General features: G+C 59.8%; 20 protein-coding genes. 2 read left to right on the top strand and 18 right to left on the bottom strand.

The features are described 5' to 3' along the window. Positions 1 to 4: 4 nt before the first annotated feature. From C1949_RS19730 to C1949_RS03755, 3 genes are all read right to left on the bottom strand, one after another. On the bottom strand, positions 5 to 535 hold the full coding sequence (locus C1949_RS19730) for a UGSC family (seleno)protein (protein WP_280527924.1): 531 nt from the start codon (positions 533 to 535) through the stop codon (positions 5 to 7). Beyond that, complete coding sequence (locus C1949_RS03760) at positions 532 to 1968, bottom strand: thioredoxin family protein (protein ID WP_104737131.1); 1437 nt, start codon at positions 1966 to 1968, stop codon at positions 532 to 534. The genes C1949_RS19730 and C1949_RS03760 overlap by 4 nt, the downstream gene beginning before the upstream one ends. 126 nt (positions 1969 to 2094) lie before the next feature. Beyond that, the gene (locus tag C1949_RS03755) at positions 2095 to 3117 is read right to left on the bottom strand and encodes a DUF2804 domain-containing protein (protein WP_104737130.1); all 1023 of its coding nucleotides are present in this window, start codon (positions 3115 to 3117) and stop codon (positions 2095 to 2097) included. Positions 3118 to 3478: 361 nt separating this feature from the next. Here C1949_RS03755 and C1949_RS03750 point away from each other — a divergent pair, with 361 nt between their 5' ends. Beyond that, positions 3479 to 3790, top strand: a complete 312-nt coding sequence (locus C1949_RS03750) for a GIY-YIG nuclease family protein (protein WP_104737129.1) — start codon at positions 3479 to 3481, stop codon at positions 3788 to 3790. 21 nt (positions 3791 to 3811) lie between these two features. Here the strand turns inward: C1949_RS03750 and C1949_RS03745 are convergent, their stop codons facing one another. Beyond that, entirely contained in the window at positions 3812 to 5179 is a 1368-nt protein-coding gene (locus tag C1949_RS03745; RefSeq protein WP_104737128.1) for a diguanylate cyclase, read from the bottom strand. A 42-nt stretch (positions 5180 to 5221) separates the two neighbouring features. Then, positions 5222 to 5572: a DUF7693 family protein gene (locus C1949_RS03740; protein WP_104737127.1), complete on the bottom strand. Its 351-nt coding sequence runs from the start codon at positions 5570 to 5572 to the stop codon at positions 5222 to 5224. A 114-nt stretch (positions 5573 to 5686) separates the two neighbouring features. Here C1949_RS03740 and C1949_RS03735 point away from each other — a divergent pair, with 114 nt between their 5' ends. Further along, the gene (locus C1949_RS03735; RefSeq protein WP_104737126.1) at positions 5687 to 6223 is read left to right on the top strand and encodes a hypothetical protein; all 537 of its coding nucleotides are present in this window, start codon (positions 5687 to 5689) and stop codon (positions 6221 to 6223) included. On the opposite strand, the gene C1949_RS03730 is transcribed toward C1949_RS03735, so the two are convergent. The 13 genes from C1949_RS03730 to exaC all read right to left on the bottom strand — a co-directional run bounded on the left by C1949_RS03730 (position 6224) and on the right by exaC (position 18646). Next, complete coding sequence (locus tag C1949_RS03730) at positions 6224 to 7150, bottom strand: acyl-CoA dehydrogenase family protein (protein WP_170062991.1); 927 nt, start codon at positions 7148 to 7150, stop codon at positions 6224 to 6226. It abuts the gene before it with no gap. A 650-nt stretch (positions 7151 to 7800) separates the two neighbouring features. After that, positions 7801 to 9699 (bottom strand): alpha/beta hydrolase family protein, encoded by a 1899-nt coding sequence (locus C1949_RS03725; RefSeq protein ID WP_104737124.1) that lies wholly within the window; start codon positions 9697 to 9699, stop codon positions 7801 to 7803. Further along, a complete protein-coding gene (gene pqqE / locus C1949_RS03720) occupies positions 9665 to 10807 on the bottom strand; it encodes a pyrroloquinoline quinone biosynthesis protein PqqE (RefSeq protein ID WP_104737123.1) in 1143 nt (380 codons plus the stop codon). The genes C1949_RS03725 and pqqE overlap by 35 nt, the downstream gene beginning before the upstream one ends. Continuing rightward, positions 10779 to 11057, bottom strand: coding sequence for a pyrroloquinoline quinone biosynthesis peptide chaperone PqqD (pqqD, locus tag C1949_RS03715; RefSeq protein WP_104737122.1), 279 nt, complete (start codon positions 11055 to 11057; stop codon positions 10779 to 10781). Before pqqD ends, pqqE begins: the two co-directional genes overlap by 29 nt. Further along, positions 11054 to 11806, bottom strand: a complete 753-nt coding sequence (gene pqqC / locus C1949_RS03710; protein WP_104737121.1) for a pyrroloquinoline-quinone synthase PqqC — start codon at positions 11804 to 11806, stop codon at positions 11054 to 11056. The genes pqqD and pqqC overlap by 4 nt, the downstream gene beginning before the upstream one ends. 10 nt (positions 11807 to 11816) lie before the next feature. Next, positions 11817 to 12728 (bottom strand): pyrroloquinoline quinone biosynthesis protein PqqB, encoded by a 912-nt coding sequence (pqqB, locus tag C1949_RS03705; RefSeq protein WP_104737120.1) that lies wholly within the window; start codon positions 12726 to 12728, stop codon positions 11817 to 11819. A 56-nt stretch (positions 12729 to 12784) separates the two neighbouring features. After that, a complete protein-coding gene (gene pqqA / locus C1949_RS03700; protein ID WP_063607997.1) occupies positions 12785 to 12856 on the bottom strand; it encodes a pyrroloquinoline quinone precursor peptide PqqA in 72 nt (23 codons plus the stop codon). Between the two features lie 307 nt (positions 12857 to 13163). Beyond that, a complete protein-coding gene (locus C1949_RS03695; RefSeq protein ID WP_146040283.1) occupies positions 13164 to 14024 on the bottom strand; it encodes a hypothetical protein in 861 nt (286 codons plus the stop codon). Between the two features lie 49 nt (positions 14025 to 14073). Further along, positions 14074 to 14937, bottom strand: a complete 864-nt coding sequence (locus tag C1949_RS03690; RefSeq protein ID WP_104737118.1) for a hypothetical protein — start codon at positions 14935 to 14937, stop codon at positions 14074 to 14076. Between the two features lie 38 nt (positions 14938 to 14975). Next, positions 14976 to 15344, bottom strand: a complete 369-nt coding sequence (locus C1949_RS03685) for a hypothetical protein (RefSeq protein ID WP_104737117.1) — start codon at positions 15342 to 15344, stop codon at positions 14976 to 14978. Positions 15345 to 15465: 121 nt separating this feature from the next. Continuing rightward, positions 15466 to 15639 (bottom strand): hypothetical protein, encoded by a 174-nt coding sequence (locus tag C1949_RS19380; protein WP_170062990.1) that lies wholly within the window; start codon positions 15637 to 15639, stop codon positions 15466 to 15468. A gap of 9 nt (positions 15640 to 15648) precedes the next feature. Next, positions 15649 to 16233 (bottom strand): DUF6338 family protein, encoded by a 585-nt coding sequence (locus C1949_RS03680; RefSeq protein ID WP_104737116.1) that lies wholly within the window; start codon positions 16231 to 16233, stop codon positions 15649 to 15651. Positions 16234 to 17125: 892 nt separating this feature from the next. After that, on the bottom strand, positions 17126 to 18646 hold the full coding sequence (gene exaC, locus C1949_RS03675; RefSeq protein WP_096006377.1) for an acetaldehyde dehydrogenase ExaC: 1521 nt from the start codon (positions 18644 to 18646) through the stop codon (positions 17126 to 17128). Positions 18647 to 18719 lie beyond the last annotated feature (73 nt).

Raw genomic sequence — 18719 nt, 5'->3', positions numbered from 1 at the left:
TGGCTCAGTCTGCGTCGCCGCTTTGCAGCAGGCGCAGAATCTCTGCCAGCGCGCCATCGGCAAGCGCGCGCATTTCATCGTCGGTGCGGTCCTGAATCGGATGCGGAACAAAGACCATGGCCGGATCAAAGCCAAGGGCCTTCGACTGCAACGCCGCGGCCTGTACAAATTCACTGGAGGCAACCCCTACTCCCGGGATCTGACGTGACTCCAGGTCTGCGATGTCATGCATACAGCACGACGTGCAAGACCCTCAGTCGGCCAGACCTTCCACCAGCAGATCCACCTCGGTGGCCATCTGCTGCTTGAGTTCGGTCGGGGCAATGCGGGTGAAGGTCGGCTTGTTATAGCGCTTCACCGCAATACCCATGGCTGCCAGCTGCTCCTCGATACGATCGAGAAAGACATTGCCGCGTGGTTTGGAAATGTCGAGCAGACCGACCACCTTGCCTTCAAGGCTGGCAGGACGGGCCAGACGTGCGCGCTGCGCCGGCGCCTGTTCCGCGGTCGGATCGAGCACAATGCTGTGGTTCATGACGTTACCTCACGTGTTACCGGAGACGAACCGACCGGGCCTGAAGCGGCCCAGCCGGCAATAATGGCTGAGAACAGGCCGGCGGTGCCGCCAGCCCGGACGATCAGCAGCCCGCCCGGACGGAACTTGGGCACCTGCTGATCCTTGAAACGTTCGGGGATACCTTCGGCGATGCCCCCGGCACCGGCCACCAGCTCGGCACCCGGCGCAAGCAACAGCCGTTCGAGCTCTTCGCGCAGCCGCTGCTTCGACCAGCCAGCCTCGATAAATACCCGCGCATGCTCGGGCGACACCACCAGCACCGCGTCACCGGCCATCGCCAGCTTGGCGTGGTCCACGGTGCGCAGCGACAGCGCAAAAGAGCGCGCCAGGGATTCCGGGTCGCGCGACTTCTGATCGACAATCCCCTGCACCCCTTCACCCGGGAACAGCGTCACCGCCGAGCGCCCGGCTTCGACACCGCGCTCCTGCGCCAGCGGCAGCCAGTCGGCGTCTTCGGCCTCGGCAAAACAGAAACTGTACTTGCCGGGGTTGCCCAGCGTCGCACGATCGATCTCGCCGGGGCGACCACCGCCGACGTTGCGGATGATCAGTTGCAGCGCGCGGCCAATGGTGGCGTTGGCGCGGTTGCCCTGCCCCAACGCGTTGACGCCGGAATTCATGCCGATGGCGCGGGCGACCGGGCCGTTGACCACAATCATCGGGCTGCCGAACATCGTCGTGCAGATCAGCCCGTGCAGGCCGAACTCATCGGTCAGAGCCGCTTCCAGCGCGGCCAGCAGCACCGGCATGTACTCCGGTTTGCAGCCGGCCAGCACTGCATTGATGGCGACTTTTTCGACCGTCACCGGCACCAGGTCCGGCGGCATCAACCCCACCACCTCGTCGGGCTGGCGGCTGGTGCCCTTGAGCATCCGCAGCACCCGCACCGGGGTCGGCGGCACCACCGGCAAGCCATCGCTCCAGCCGCGCTCGAAGCAGGCTTCCATCGGGTCTTCGGCGCTGCCCATGTCGATTTCGCGCGACTGCAGGCGAATATCGCCAAAGGCCAGTTCCAGTTCCTCGGCAATCCCCGGCTCCAGCGTCTTCGAGCCGCAACCCGGGCGCATCACCGGCAGCGCCTCGCCCAGCTCAGCCAGGCCGGTCAGCTGTCGCCAGTCTTCCTTGTGCCAGCCATAAGTCCGCTCGACCTCTTCGCCATTCTCGACCCGAATCAGGGTCGGCACAAACTCGATGCCAAGGTGGAAGGAGTGTTCGAGCGTCTTGTCGTACAGGGAGGACGGCAGGTCGGCGGCGTAATCGGCCGAATCCTGCGCGTAGACAGTCAGCGGCCCGGCCTGGGCAATCTCGGCCAGCAGCGGCTCGACCAGTCGACAGGTCGGGCAGTCAGCCTTGGCGACGACGATCAGGCCGTCGGGAAGTGCAGGTTTCATGGGCAGCCCTTTGAGGGTCTTGTGTCTCGTTTAGCAGACAGAATAGGCAGGCTGCCGCCCAATTCCAACCGCATCGCGGCGTCATGGATCTGCTGATTGGGGCGCTATCAGCGCAGGCGAAGCCAGTCACCAGCGCGCGTAATGGTCTTCCACCAATCCCCAGGCGCCATCCAGCGTCAGCGTCTCCCCGGAAATCCGCAACTCGCCGCTGAACTGGCCGAAGTGCTGCTTAAAATTGGACGCCAGCAACAGTGCATTGAGCTTTTCCTGACGGGTACCAGCCGGCTCGAACTGCAGATCAACCTGCCCGTCAGCCGAACACAGCCGCCAGGGCTCAAGCGGCTTAACGCGGTCAAATTGAAAGTCGACCATATCGACCTTAATCAGTTGATCGTCCAGCCAGATGCCGTTCTCGGTAAACCCGGTTTCGTTGACCCCGGCCGCCAAGTTAAAGCCCAGCCGCCGACCATCTGGCAAACGGCAGGACAAATTGCCCCAGTTCCAGAATGTTTCCCGGCGCATAAAGCCCGTGGTCCAGTCGACTGCCGCCAGCGCGCCGAGCTGGCGCAGATCAAACTGCTGCCCGCGCCAACTGACGCTGCCAGAGCAGCCGCGCGCGGCGGTCTTGCGGGTAAACACCCAGCCCGTATATCCGGCCCGGGTACAAATCGACAAAGGCTGCTGGCTAGCACCCTCGTCAATCCGCGCTTCGATGCGGGTGCCGTCAGCCAGCTCGACCAGCAACTGACGCACGCCGGCTTCGCCGGCAGCATCCACAGTGATTCGGCTGCGCCCTTTCTCGAATACCGCCCGACCACTGCCAGGCCGCGATTCGAACGTCGTGCCACGAGCCAGCGGCTGCAGAAAGCTGAACTCGTCAAAACGCCGGGTATGTGGATCAAACAGGTAGACGAAGGCACTGCTGACCAGCTTCAGATCGACAATCGCCACCCCGACAATCAGCTCAGGGCTAAGCAGGCTGATGAACTGAAACTGGTTCGCGCCAAACCGCCGCGCCAGCTGCGAACGCGGCTTGTCCATCACCGTGCGCAGGTCAAAATCGAGGTAGTTGATCTCCTCCACCCCGTCGGGGAAGAGGCCATAACGGGGCTGGCCGGATGCATCGATCAGGCGGGGTAACGCGGGCATTAGCGTGCTCTCTTGTTATTGGCAGAACCGAGCTCGACGAGCTGCGTTCAGTAAAGCAGATGCTGCGTGCCAACCCTATCGCATTGACGGAAAAGTGCCAGCGTAATCACTGCGGGAAAAATAGACACTGCACCAACGCGAACACGTATCTGGATCCCCGCCTGCGCGGGGATGACGAGGTTTATATATCAGCATTTCCAAGACCACGCTCCGGAGTTGGCCAGACGTAAGCGGCATTCAGAGTGGAGCCTACCACGGTAATCCAAACCTCCCCGTCATCCCCGCGCAGGCGGGGATCCAGTCACGCGACACCATCAGCCACCACCGCGACCTGCTACCCCACCAAAAGAAAGACACCTCAATGACCAAACAACCCTGCGTCTATATCCTCGCCAGCAAACGCAACGGCACCCTGTACGTCGGCGTCACCAGCAACCTGCTAAAGCGTATTTGGGAACACAGGAACGGCATGGTCAGCGGCTTCACCCAGCGTTACCAAATCCATCACCTGGTGTACCTCGAACAAGCCGCCGACACGCTCAGCGCCATCGCCCGCGAAAAGCAGCTGAAACACTGGAAACGACAGTGGAAAATCAACCTGATCGAGCAGACCAACCCCGGTGGGGATGACCTCTACACCACGCTCACGGCCCCCAAGCAGGCGTTACTCTGACCGGAAAACTGCAGTCCAGTCTTATTCGACCACCACCACCCGATTGCGGCCACTGTGCTTGGCCTGATACAGCGCATCATCGGCACGACGCATCAACTGCTGGTAGTCCGGGTGACCATTGAAACACGCCACACCAACGCTGAGCGTGACACTGATAGTACGGTCCTGAGGCAAGCGAAACACTTCCTGCTCCACACCCCGACGCAATTTCTCGGCCACGCGACGCGCGCCGTCCAGTCCGGTATCGACCAGTAGCATGAGAAACTCCTCACCGCCCAGACGGAACAGATAGTCCCCGGCCCGGCTACTGTTGACCAGAAGCGAGGCCAACTGCTGCAGAACCCGATCCCCGGCCTCGTGACCATAGCCGTCATTGATCTGCTTGAAGTGATCGATATCCAGCGCCAGCACGGAGAACGGCGTACCGTGGCTGCGGGCATGGCTGACTTGCCGGTTCAGTACCACCGGCAGAAACTTGCGGTTGAGCAGACGGGTCAGCACATCGCGTCCGGCCTCCAGCGCGTTATTCTGCTCAAACAGGTGATCCAGATTAAAGTGAATTGACTTCACCGTTTCCCGCAGCTCACGCAGGCGTGCGATTCGCTCTGCCGAGTCGCTGTCGAACAACGGCAGGATGACGTCGTCAATCTGCTCCATCGCATGAATGATCTGCCGGGCTTCAGGCGCGCCTTCAAATGCATGGGCGCCCTTGTGTCTGAACCACAGACCAAACTCGGAAGCGAGGATACGCGGCAGATGCTCGCCAGGCTGACCGACCGCCTGATCGAACATCAACTGATTCTCCCAGTCGAACAGCGCAGCCCGTTGGCTTTCCTTCTCGCTGGCGATGTTCTGGGTGACCGAGAACAGCCGATAGGCTTCTTCGTTGCGCGAATTGCGATCATGCGAGGTGGAATAAGCGTGGCTCATGATTTCCATGGCCAGATCCACTGTATCGGACATCAATCGCGCCGCATCCAGGTGCTCGCGATCAGACAATTCGCAATCCTCCTGCAACAGTGCGATGAAGCGGTCCTTCAGGCAACGTGCACCACGCAGCACCAGATGGACCGGGATGTCGATGCGGGCGTGCACCTCTCCAACCTTCTTCTGCTCAGCGATGATCCGCGTTAGCGCGCCCTCACTCTCGCTGTCAAACAGACCTTCCAGCCAACGGCGCATGGACTGACTCAGGCGGCCCTGAACCTGATCATGGGACAGGAACAGTGTCGCCCCCGGATCAGCCAGCATCTCGGTATAGAAGGTCTCGGTCAGGTCGACCGCGTGCCGTATGCAGAAACTCAGGACAAAACGGCGGCTCTGCTCGCTGAAGCGCTGATTCAACAGACTCCATTCTTGTGACAGCTGCTCAACGGACAAACGCGGCATGATTCGAAACCTCAAAACAACGGGTCAGCGATTGTTTCACGCTCACCCTCTGCTGTCATCCGGCGACGGCAGTTGCTCCAGCGCAGCCAGCAACTGCGCTCGCTCCCAGACACTGAGCAACTCGAGCGGATCGGTGCCGGGGCTGTCCCAGGCCTCCTGCCCCACGAAGCGGCCATCGTCCAGCTCGCAGCCCAAACAGTGATGTAGCTCGCCCGCGTCCTTGAACAACGTCACACGGTGGGCATCGATACACACCCGCACCACGCCAGTGTCCACCTCCACCCAGCGCGGGCCGCGATCCATCGTCAGTGTTCTCTGCTGCAGGGCGACATCACGAAACAGCTGGTAAATCTCACGGGCCGCAACAGCGGCAGTAGTTGAATGAACGGACATGAAAATGGATATCTCTGATGATCAGCCATAGCCCTGCCTGCTTGTGGCGGGGTGCCCTGCGCAGTAGGCTGGCTGGCAGCGCTAACGTTCGACAATGATAACAACGAGACCCTCATGAGCAACTCGATACAGACGCACCTGAAAACCGAAGTTATCGCCACCTTTGTCATCAACGCCCTGCTCAACGGTGCCATCGCCTGGGCACTGCTGCACGGCAAGACCGTGCTGAACCTGCGCGGCGAGGAAGGCATCGCGGTTGATCTGGTGATCACCGCCTTTTTGCTTTGCCTGTTGCTAAGCTGGATCACCATCGCGCTACAGCGCCGCAAGGTCAGCAGCGGCCAGTTTCCAGCGGTTCCCGCAGAGCGCTTCAGCGTGCTGCGCCAGATCATTCGTTACCTGCCGGACCGCCCCTTCGGTGCGGCCCTGTGCATCGGTCTGATGGCAACCCTGGTGTTCGCCGCACCCACCATCGCGCTGTTGGGGCTAGTCGGTATCGAGCAACTGAGCGTCAGCCACTACCTGATCTTCAAGACCCTGTGGGCCGGCCTGATCGCAGCGCTGACCTGTCCACTGGCAGTGCTGTTCCCGATGTTCAAGCACAACGCGATGGCAGCACCCGCACCATTGGCTGGCGAACCCGGCAACTGATCAGCTCTTGGCTGTCAGTGCCTGCCAGGCGCGGTCGCCACGCTTGGCACCGAACGCAGCCCACATACGCTGCACGCTCTGATCACGGGTCCAGCGCTGCCCAGCCTCATCGCCCGGTTGCTCGGCCCACTGTGCCGTCGCTTGGTTCATCAGGCTGCGCACCCACTCCGTGGCACCGGCGAGCAATACCAGGCTTTGATCGGACCCGGCCTCAGTAGCAACCCGCTCCAGTAAGGTGATCGCCGCCAGCATCTGCCGCAGCATCGCCTGCGGCCAGTCACGGGCACGCCCTTCGCGCAGCAGATAACCCATGAGTGCCGCACTGACATACAGCTCCTCCAGTGCGCCAAAAGGCCGGGCGTAATCGGCCCAGCCATCACCTGGCAGCATCGCTGAAGCGTCCAGCACCACGTCCTGCAACTGCATGCGCGCGGCCGGCAGCTCCGGCATAAAGGCCGCCGGATTGCGTGGGCTCATTGAGACACCATCGGCCGTCGCCGGCACGCACACCACGCTCAGCGCGCCCTGCGGTCCACTGGCCCGGCAGACCACAAAGTAGGCCTCGCAATGCGAGGGCAGCGGCACCCAGCCCTTGTTGCCACTCAGGCGAATACCACCTGCGTCGTCGGCTTGCCAAAGGGTCTGCAAATCACGCGGGCTGCGAACGCCCTCCTCGCTGAGACTGAAGCCATGCAACCCGCCGCCGCTGATCTGCGGGAACATCGCCCGCAACGCCGCCTCGTATCCGGCGCTGAAGGCCCAGGCTGCGCGGTCGGCCTGAAAGCCGCCCATCACCGCCAGTGCGAATGGCGACAGCTCATTCAGCGGCAGCTGCCGCCAGTTAGCCAGCCAGTCATCAGCCGTTTCCATCGAAGGTGCCTCGACCGGCGCCTTCAGACACCACGGCACAGGGGAAAACGCGCTCACAGACATCTCCTCTTGTTCGCTTTATTGGCAACGCAGCGAGACTAGCATGACGCACCACCTTCTGGCGCCCAGAAGCCCCTCGCCAGGCCGCCCCAGACCCAAACCTATCCATTCAGACGTCATTCCCGCGAAGGCGGGAATCCAGCCATGCAACAGAACCCGCAATGGATCCTCGCCTTCGCGAGGATGACGAGGTTGAAGGAGAGGCAGCAGGCGGCTAGGCACGATTAACCGCATCCAAACCCTCCCACTACACCGTCATTCCCGCGCAGGCGGGAATCCAGGGATGAGCCAACACCCGCAATGGATCCTCGCCTTCGCGAGGATGACGAGGTTGAAGGAGTGGCAGCAGGCGGCTAGGCACGATTAACCGCATCCAAACCCTCCCACTACACCGTCATTCCCGCGAAGACGGGAATCCAGTGATAAGCCAGTACCCGCAATGGATCCTCGCCTGCGCGGGTATGACGAAATTGAAGGGCTGGCAGCAGGCGGCTAGGCACGATTAGCCACACCAATAACCTCCCCACTACACCGTCATTCCCGCGCAGGCGGGAATCCAGTCATACGCCCGCGCCCACCATGGATCCTCGCCTGCGCGAGGATGACGAGGTAATGAGGCGTGCCGTTCGCGTCAGGGGCTCTCCGCATTACAACCACGCCTGATAAAACGCCAGCTCCTCTTCCAGCACCTGCGCCAGATGCGCGGCCTGCCGGAAGCCGTGGCGTTCGTCGGCGAAGGTGACGCAGTGCACCGGCACGCCGTTGTCGTCCAGCGCGGCGACCATCTGTTCGGTCTGGCTGGGCAGCACCACAGCGTCGCGCAGGCCCTGGAAGAAGATCACCGGGGTGCGGATGCGGTCGGCCTGGGCGAGTGGGGAGCGTTCCACGTAGCGTTCGGGCTGGGTGTCGGGGTCGCCGATCAGCCAGTCAATATAGTCGGCTTCAAACTTGTGGGTCACCGCGCGCAGCTGCAGCGGGTCGCTGACGCCGTACAGGCTGGCCGCCGCGCGGAAGCGCCCTGCCCCGGCCACCAGCGAGCACAAGGTGGTGTAGCCGCCGGCGCTGGAGCCGCGAATAAATACCTGCGCCGGGTTGATCTTGTCCTGCTGACTCAGATAGTCGACCGCCGCGAGCACGTCCTCCACGTCGGTCACGCCCCAATTGCCCTGCAGGCGCTGGCGGTAGGCGCGACCGAACCCAGTGCTGCCGCGGTAGTTCAGATCGGCGACGGCAAAGCCGCGCTGGGTCCAGAACTGGATGCGGTTATCCAGCACCGGATAGCAGGCCGACGTCGGCCCGCCGTGGGTGAAGATCAGCAGCGGTGGCGGCTGATCCAGCTGCTGGGCGTGATTGCGCGGCGGGTAGAAGAAGCCGTGGGCACTCTCGCCACCCGCGCTCAGATACAGCAGCCGCTCGGGGCGCGACAGATCGGCGTCGTCCAGCGCACTGTCTTCGCCCAGCAGGCGGGTCAGTTCACCGGTGGCCAGTTCAATGCGCAGAATGGCGGCGGTGCAGCTGGGCGACGCGCCGATGCAATACAGCGCCTTGCCGTCGCTGCACAGGTGACGAAAGCGGCTGTAGGCGTGCGCCAGCCGCCGCTCTTCGGCGCTGACCGAATGGCGCAGCGCCAGATGGCCGTATCCGGCCTCGCTCCAGCTCAGCGCCATCCAGCCGTCCTCCAGCGGCAGCCAGGTGTTGCTGCCCTGCTGCCACGGTGCGGGCGCGTGATCGGCGGCAATCGCCGGCAACTTGCGCGGGCCGTCAGCTGCAACCTGCCAGGGCACCCAATAGCCACTGCGGTCAGACAGGCAGCACAGCTGGCCGCTGGCATCAAAGCGCGGCTGCTGCCATGCGTCATCCGCACCATCGACCGACTGCACCTGCGCCACGCTGCCGTCGGCAGCCAGCGATGCCCGCATCAGCCGGGTGCGCGTCCAGCTCAGATCGGGGCGATCCCATTCGATCCACGCCAGCTGCGTGCCGTCATCACTGACTTGCGGGCTGTGGTAGAAGTCGGCGCTGCTGGCAAGCAACTGACGCGAACCGTCCAGCCCGATGGCGACCAACCGGTGCTCTACCCGACCCGGCAGATGCGCCTCTTCCACCGCCAGCACGCGGCGGCGCGCAAGGTCGGCGCAGAGTCCGCCGTAGCGGCATTCGGGGTGACTGGTCAGTGGTTCAAGGCGCTGCCCTTCCGGGCATTGCAGATACAGCTGCTGATCGGCTTCGTTGACGAACACCAGCAGGCAGTCGGGTTCGTGCTCGCCGGGCAGCACGCAAAAGCTGCCGCCGCCGTACTCATACACGCGGCTGCGTACGGAATGGCCTTGGGGGGTAATGGTGCGGGGGACGCCGTCCTGCCAACACTGCAGCACGCTGTCACCCTGCTGCGGGCGGAAGGTCAGCCACCAGAGCGCGCCGTCGACGCAGCACAGATCGCTGTAATCAGCGCTGGCGGCGACCGCCTGCGCTGCGCTGAAGTCGCTCGGCCAGCGGCCGGGCACGGTTACATCAGACCTTGCAGATGATCCTCGAGGTACGTTCATTACGGAAGGTCAACTCCTCTATCCCCAGCTGGGGCTGCTCTGCTTCGGCTCTGGCCTGCAGAATCTTGTGATGGTGGGGCGACTTGCTGCACACCGGGTCCGCCTGGGTGGCATCACCGGTCAGCAGGTACGCCTGACAGCGGCAGCCGCCAAAGTCCTTCTCCTTTTCGTCGCAGGACCGGCACGGCTCGCTCATCCAATCATAGCCGCGAAAGCGGTTGAAACCGAAGGAGTCATACCAGATGTGTGACAGGCTGTGCTCGGTCACGCTGGGGAAGCTGACCGGCAGCTGCCGCGCGCTGTGGCACGGCAGCGCGGTGCCGTCCGGGGTGATGGTCAGGAAGATATTGCCCCAACCGTTCATGCAGCCCTTGGGGCGCTCCTCGTAGTAATCGGGGGTGACCAGAATCAGCTTGCACGGGTTGCCCTGCTCTGCCAGCTTCTCGCGCCACTGGTTGGTGACCTGCTCGGCGTGATCCAGCTGCGCCTTGGTCGGCAACAACCCGGCGCGGTTCAGGTGCGCCCAGCCGTAGTACTGACAGGTCGCCAGCTCGACAAAATCCGCCTCCAGCGCCACGCACAGCTCGATGATGCGGTCGATCCGGTCGATGTTATGCCGATGGGTCACGAAGTTGAGCACCATCGGGTAACCCGCCGCCTTGACCGCACGCGCCATCGCCAGCTTCTGCTCGAACGCCTTGCGCGAGCCGGCCAGCATGTTGTTGATCTCGGCATCGGAAGCCTGAAAGCTGATCTGGATATGATCCAGCCCCGCCTCGCGGAAGGCCTCGATCTTGGCCTCGGTCAGCCCCATGCCGGAGGTGATCAGGTTGGTGTAAAAACCCAGTTCGCGCGCCGCGCCGATCAACTCGGCGAGGTCTTCGCGCACCAGCGGCTCACCACCGGAAAAACCCAGCTGCGCCGCACCCAGCGCCCGCGCCTGGGTGAACACGTCGATCCACTGGGCGGTGCTCAACTCACCCTTGTGGTTGGCAAACTCCAGCGGGTTCGAGCAGTACGGGCACTGCAGCGGGCAGCGGTAGGTCAGCTCGGCCAGCAGCCACAGCGGTGGCCCCTGTTCAGCGGATGTGGAGCCAGTGTTGAGCATGGGCCACCTCGATAAAGGCCAGAACGTCTTCGTCCAGTCCCGGCACATTGGGAAACTTGTCTGTCAGCGTGTCGATGATGTCAGCCACCGGCCGCTGGCCGTCGACCAGCAACAGCACTTCGGCAGCGCTCTCGTTCAGCTTGACCATGCCCTCCGGGTAGAGCAGCACGTGGCTGTTCTGCACCGGTTCCCATTGCAGACGAAAGCCGGGGCGCAGCACCGGCGTGTTATCACGCACCACCGGATTCATAGCGCAATCCCCCGGTGCCAGACCTTGTCGGCCGTGACCGTGTGATACGGCGGGCGCTCCAGCTCATAGGCCATGGTCATGGCGTCGAGCATGCTCCAGAGCACGTCCAGCTTGAACTGCAGAATCTCCAGCATGCGCTGCTGCGCCTCCCAGGTGGTGTAGTGATGCAGGGTAATGCGCAGGCCGTGCTCGACGTCGCGGCGGGCCTCTTTCAGGCGCTTGCGGAAGTAGTCGTACCCGGTCGGATCAATCCACGGGTAATGCTGCGGCCAGCTGTCCAGCCGCGACTGGTGAATGTGCGGGGCAAACAGCTCGGTCAGGGACGAACTGGCCGCCTCCTGCCAGCTGGCCCGGCGGGCGAAGTTGACATAGGCATCCACCGCAAAGCGCACGCCCGGCAGCACCAGCTCCTGCGACAGCAACACCTCGCGGTCCAGCCCCACGGCCTCGCCGAGGCGCAGCCAGGCCTCGATACCGCCCTCGCTGCCCGGCTCGCCATCGTGGTCGATGATGCGCTGAATCCACTCGCGGCGGGTGTCGCGGTCCGGGCAGTTGGCCAGAATCGCCGCGTCCTTCACCGGAATGCAGACCTGATAGTAAAAGCGGTTCGCCACCCAACCCTGAATCTGCTCGCGGGTGGCGCTGCCGTCGTACATGGCAACGTGGAACGGGTGATGAATGTGGTAGTAGCGGCCCTTGCCGCGCAGGGCCTGCTCGAATTCGGCAATACTCATCGGCTCGCGCTGCATGGCGGCCTCCTTACAGAACGATCTGCATACCGTCATGGGCGACCTCGATGCCATGCGCCACCAGTTCGGCGCGCTCGGCAGAGTCCTCGTCCAGGATCGGATTGGTGTTGTTGATATGAATGAGCACCTTGCGGCTGGCCGGCTGCGCATCCAGCAGCTCGATCATCCCGCCCGGCCCACTCTGCTGCAGGTGGCCCATCTCGCTGCCGAGCTTGTCGCCCACGCCAGCAAAGGCCATCTCGTCATCGCGCCACAGGGTGCCGTCCACCAGCAGGCAATCGGCATCACGCATGGTCGCCAGCAGGCCGTCATCCGGCTGGCCGAGGCCCGGTGCATAAAACAGTACCCCCCCGGTATTGGTGTCGCGCACCAGCAGGCCGATGTTGTCGCCGGGGTGCGGGTCGTTGCGGTGCGGCGAATACGGCGGCGCCGCACTGCGCAGCGGAATCGGCAAAAACTCCAGCGCCGGGCAGGCCGGAATACGGAATGGCTCACCCAGACCGATCCGACGGCGCTGCAAACCACCGTTCCAATGGCTCAGCATCGGGAACAGCGGAAAGCCGGTCTGCAGATCCTCATGGACCATATCGGTACACCATACCTCGTGAGGGCAACCCTCACGCAGGGTCAGCAGCCCGGTCACGTGATCTATCTGGCTGTCCATCAACACAATCGCCCGAATCGCCGTATCACGCACCGCCCGCACCGGTTGCAGCACAGGCGTCTGCTCCAGCTGGGTGCGAATGTCGGGGGAAGCATTGCAGAGAATCCAGTTCACCCCGTCATCCGACAAGGCAATGGAAGATTGGGTACGCGCTTTCGCGTTCAGCGTGCCACGGCGCAGGCCGTCGCAGTTGCGGCAGTTACAGTTCCACTGCGGAAAACCACCGCCAGCAGCCGAACCAAGTATCTGTACATGCATGGGATCTGTCCTCGGCCAGCGTGCCTAAACGCCCCGGAAACCGGGGCGCCCGGTACTCAGCGGTTGGCAAAGTACATGGTGACTTCAAAGCCAATGCGCAGGTCGGTGTAGCTGGGTTTAGTCCACATGGGTCGATCCTCTTGTTATTGCGTGGGTTTACAGCGTCGGCAGGAACCGACGGACTCAGTTAAACACCGGGATCGGGGGGGTACGAATGATACTTTGGGAGTAGATTTGGTCGTGATTTGGTTGGTGTGGGGGTGGTTTAATGCTTGACTTCAGCGCAGACATCTAAAAAGAAATGCTCCACTCAGGCAACCCTTCATCCGTCATCTGCAGGTGCGCAACAATCGTACACAACCATGGTCAACGCGCATTGCACAAAATCCATCCGCTTTATAGACGCGATGCTGCTGGAATTTTTGAGTGTGCGCGCTACTTGAAGGCTTGCCGGTCTACCCAACTGTTCCAGTTGATGTGCCCATCATCAAACCCCACAATTTTAAGGACACTCAGAGCGACAAGCTGACCGAGGTGAAATATATAATCTATAACTTTTAAGCGAACCAAGTTGCCATTAAAATCCACGTCTACTTCCAGATCACTATTATGAAATAATGCATTTCTCAGATGAACGTACGTCGATACCGCACGAACAAGCTCATCAGGACGATCTTGGTACACGTTAAAACTCAACTTGGTTAACGCAGCGCATATCGGAATAGATGCATTCTTTGACGTCCGATCCTTTGTTACAGCCCTGCAATAAGATTCCAACCCCGAAAACAGAAAGAAATAAGATGTATCTAGGAAGTTCTTTCTTTGCCGAAACGTCTCCACACATTTGAAGAATAGAATTCGAAACTGCGTGGATTCGCAAAAATTTTGATCACGTAGTCGATCAAGAGTTTTCTCAATAAAGTCTTTTCGTGACTCCAAGGAAAATACGTCTGCCCTCAGCATCGCCCCACCACCATTGTGACGCTTGTGAGAAGCAATACGCTCCGGAAATTGCTCTAGAACGTTCTGCCCTGCGCACAAAATAGGGGCAGTTACCAAAACCTCGAGCCGCTCAATGAAGGAGAGCACCGCCTCCAACTCAAACACCAAGTCGTCGTTTGGCTGGTCAAGGTATGCGATACCCGTCAATCGAAACTCGCTAAGGTCTCGTGCTGCATCGTTCACACGACGGTAGTTGTCGTCGATTGGGACAATGCGAAGCCCAGGGATGTCGATCTCCCGGGTAATGTTGTAACCGTATACACCACAGGCGTATTTAAAATTCATATCATCCAAGGTTTGAGTTCAATTTTGCCGTCAGGTATCCGAATGAGCAAATGGTTAATCATTTTCCCCGCAATTTCGCCTGAAACTTTGGCTTCTGATTCTCGAGCTCTTCAACCAACAACTCAAAAGTGCCGTTTTGAACGGTAGCTGTCGCAAGAGTCACTACACGCTTATCTTGATGAACGGTCGCCGTGGAGACTTTGCACATCTCTCCCAGGGTGCGAACGCCGACACCTATACGCTTGATGGCACATCGACCGACGCTAGGAACGTCAGCAAACCACTCCGTCGGTGGAACAAACTCTACATAGAAGTTACCTTCACCGATCGGTGCATGATCAAGGAATGTGGTTCGTGACTGTTCATTGTTAAGGATCAGCTCGACCAACGCAGCGGTAGATCCGACGACGTTTCCTTCTGCGTCATAGAACAGCGAAGCGGCGACATCCTCACAGCGCTGAAGAGTACCGTTCGGAAGCCGGACATCGACAAACGGACTTAACTCTGGAGTTACTTTCCGCAGATAGCTACCAATCACCTGGTCTGCAAAGCTAGCCCAGTCCGGCCGTGTATTTTTTGCCTGCGACACAGCGTCGATCTTGAGGAGCTTTGCCTTCGCAATCGCCTCGCGAGTGAAACCGCTTCGAGACCAGAGCACAAGCTTTGAAGTAGGCAAAAGCTGATGTTTGGAATACATCTGCTCCACCCAAGTGACGTCCGCTGCACGTTGATGATCGCGGCACTCTATGGACAAAATGAGTTGGTGACCAGCGATTAGCCTCTCTGCCGTGATATCTACTTCTCGGAGCGTACCCGAGTATATATCAGGAAGCATGTTGGACTCTGTGACAGCCCATTCAGGCTCCAGCGACTGGTGAACAATGAAAACGACCCTTTGAAAGGCATTTGAACGTTGGGGCATGATGGCTGCCTTAGTCACTTAGCTTCTATAACAAGACGTCAGTTTTCAGCCTGCTTCAGCTGGACAATTTGCGCACCAAGCTTTTCTAGTAGATCAGCTCGATCTTTAGCGCGTGCATCGCGTATGGCCGAGAGCTTGTCCCAGTCAGAGCTTCCTTTCCACACAGTCTCTGCCAATTTCGCGTCGAGAGCCCTAATATCGGCCTCTACGCCATTGAGTGACTCTACATACACTTTGGTCAAAGTCTCGATTGACTCTGTTCTGGTCTCTGACTCAATGCGTTTAGCACCCAAGAACTCAACTGTCTTGTAGCCAGAGCCTCCGATCGCCAGTACAAGCGTCAAACAAACTAACGCTTTTTCCAAAATCTCCAGCTTAACCTTCCATTCTTCAAGCTTGGTATCCAACGTCCCCCCCCATAAACCTGCATTTTTCTTGATCCATAAGTCCCTCTATTCTCTAATCTAGCGCCAATTTCTATGGAATCCGTAGCAATTTCTCGGATTCCCATAGCAGCTCTCCATATGATTATTCATCACCTGGAGGCGATGAGTCATTTGTAGGATTATCTCCACCACTTGTTGCGGGGACATATCCACTTTTTGGCTTTGAGTCTCCAGTGGTTTGAGTAGCTGGCTGATACCCCCTCTCAACTTTCTCGGGGACGTAGCCTTCATTTATTGTTCTTTTCTCGTCAACCATAAATTCTCCTTAGCTTCTTAATTCAACATGAGAAATTTCGCTGGATAAAATCAGCACACCTGCGGTGTTATTTTTTGGCCTTTCAAACCCACCATTTTGGTTTAACACCCAAGTTTCTTCAAGATAGATTTGTTCTGGCGCAGGAGCACTGGAGGCAAATGACTTATCTGCGTAACGACCAGCTATAACAGCTCCATCCTTCAAAGTAACCTTAATCCAGTATGGCTTACGCTGTGCAAACACATAATCCCATGGTTTAGCAGTAGGATGCGGCGCATTACGCTGAAAAAAATTTCTAGTCCTCAAATATTTCCACAATAGAACCCAAATAATTGGAGCTACAAAAAGAACAAAAATATAGAACAGGTAATATATAGAGCGACATTCCTCGCTAAGCGTTCCAGACTCCACCGAAATTATTGGAAAAATTAGTAGAGCATAATTTATTGAGCTGTAAGCCACCGCATCAACAAGCTGATCCGAGGTTGCTCTCTCAGTACCTGGAAAAGCCAATTGATACGCTTTTATGCTGATAAACCCAGGAATCACGAAAGCAATAAACAGAGCCAGCGTATCAATTTCCCATATATCCATTTATTACTCCGCGGCAAGATATTGCATAAAACAGAGATCAGGAGGCGCGCACACTAATACATAACCATTCGCTCGCCATAAAACCGAATTCGAGTTAACTGAAATCATGCAGTTTCCACCCTCCCTGGTGTTTGTGACGTATTCGCGCTGCGGCGAAATTTTGTGAAGTACTTCCTACTTTAGCGAAAGGAGAACACACGGCAAGCTGATTTTTTGGTTAAGGCGCAAACCGTATTGCGTGCACGGACTCCGGGTCCCCGTTTACGCGGGCGAGTAGCGCAGGGCTGGCGGGAATTAGGACGGCAGCATGTTTGAGGCTCGCAGAGCCGAGTTCTGCCGGCCCCCGTCAGACCGAGCAACGCAGCGAACCCGAAGGGCCGCGTAGCCGGGGTGGCCTAGGGGGTGCAGGGGGAAATGGCCATGCATTTCCCCCTGCTCGCCGTCAGGGCGAAAAGGTGACGTGAATCCTCCACGTGCGGTGCGAGAGAAACTGGATCCCCGCCTTCGCGGGGATGACGTGGTGGTGGTTTGCGGGGGTGACGTAGTGGTTTAGGGGGATGACAATTAGTCGGGAGGCTGTGGAGGCGAAAGGCAGAGGTGAGCATCACACACGTCGTTGAACCAAAACCGGTCACGCTCGTGCAGGCGTCACCACGGGCACGGCATGCCGTGCCCCTACCGGAGATCGGGTCAGCAGCGGAGCTATAGAGAACGCCCCCACCAAATCCCAGACAAAAAAAGGCGTGACCGAAGTCACGCCAAAGTTTCACGAACAGACTTGCAGAACGAGGGGCATGTTCCCTCAGGGGTAGTACTCAGGGCCGACAACTCACCACCAGCCCCTAGCGCCCCGGCAGGTGGAGCAACCTGCGCGGGGTTTGCCTGGGTGGGCTTAGAAGAAGCCCAGCGGGTTGACGTCGTAGCTCACCAGCAGGTTCTTGGTCTGCTGGTAGTGGTCGAGCATCATTTTGTGGTTCTCGCGACCGACGCCGGACTTCTTGTAACCACCGAACGCGGCGTGGGCCGGGTACATGTGGTAGCAGTTGGTCCAGACGCGACCGGCCTGGATGCCGCGGCCTACGCGGTAGGCGCGGTTGATGTCGCGGGTCCAGAGGCCGGCGCCCAGGCCGAACTCGGTGTCGTTGGCAATCGCCAGGGCTTCTTCTTCGGTCTTGAAAGTGGTGACGCTGACCACCGGACCGAAGATTTCTTCCTGGAAGATGCGCATCTTGTTGTGGCCTTTGAGCAGGGTCGGCTGGATGTAGTAGCCGTTGCCAAACTCGGCACCCAGACGCTCTGCGCCGCCACCGATCAGGAACTCGGCACCCTCTTCGCGGGCGATTTCCATGTAGGACAGGATCTTGTCGAACTGCTGCTCGGACGCCTGCGCCCCGACCTGGGTGTCGGTATCCAGCGGGTTGCCGCGTTTGATGGTACGGGTACGCTCCAGCACCATGCCGATGAAGTCGTCGTACATGTCTTCCTGGATCAGCGCGCGGGACGGGCAGGTGCACACTTCACCCTGGTTGAAGAACGCCAGCACCATGCCTTCTACGGCTTTGCTAACGAAGGATTCTTCCGCCTGCATGATGTCGGAGAAGTAGATGTTCGGCGACTTGCCGCCCAACTCGACGGTAGACGGGATGATGTTTTCCGCAGCGCACTTGAGGATGTGACGGCCAACCGGGGTGGAACCGGTGAACGCGAGCTTGGCGATGCGCGTGCTGGTGGCCAGCGCTTCACCGGCTTCGCGGCCATAACCGTTGACCACGTTGAGTACGCCCGGCGGCAGCAGGTCGCCGATGACTTCCATCAGCACCAGAATGCTCAGCGGGGTTTGCTCGGCCGGTTTCAGCACGATGCAGTTACCGGCAGCCAGGGCCGGCGCCAGTTTCCACGCAGCCATCAACAGCGGGAAGTTCCACGGAATGATCTGACCAACCACGCCCAGCGGCTCGTGGAAGTGGTAGGCGGCGGTGTGCTCGTCCAGCTCGGCGGCACTGCCTTCCTGCGCGCGGATGCTGCCGGCAAAGTAGCGGAAGTGGTCGACGGCCAGCGGGATGTCGGCGTTCAGGGTTTCACGCACGGCCTTGCCGTTGTCCCAGGTTTCGGTGACGGCGAGCAGTTCAAGATTCTGCTCGATGCGGTCGGCGATTTTCAGCAGGATGTTGCTGCGCGCCTGCACGGAGGTCTTGCCCCAGGCATCCTTGGCTGCGTGGGCGGCGTCCAGCGCTTTGTCGATGTCTTCTGCGGTGGAGCGCGGGATTTCACAGACAGCGTTGCCGGTGACCGGCGTCAGGTTGGTGAAGTACTGGCCTTTAACCGGCGCGACAAACTCGCCATTGATGTAGTTGCCATAGCGAGACTTGAAGGAAACGACTGAGCCTTCGGCTCCAGGTTGTGCATAGATCATTGTTGTTTTCCTCTGAGCGAAGCCTGACCCCGCACGGGTCAAGTCATAGTTCGATCTTAGTAACGGGTCTGGG

This window comes from Halopseudomonas oceani, assembly GCF_002903165.1.
Lineage (GTDB): Bacteria > Pseudomonadota > Gammaproteobacteria > Pseudomonadales > Pseudomonadaceae > Halopseudomonas > Halopseudomonas oceani.
The sequence above is the reverse complement of the archived record's forward strand: the minus strand, read 5'-3'. Positions and strand labels throughout refer to the sequence as shown.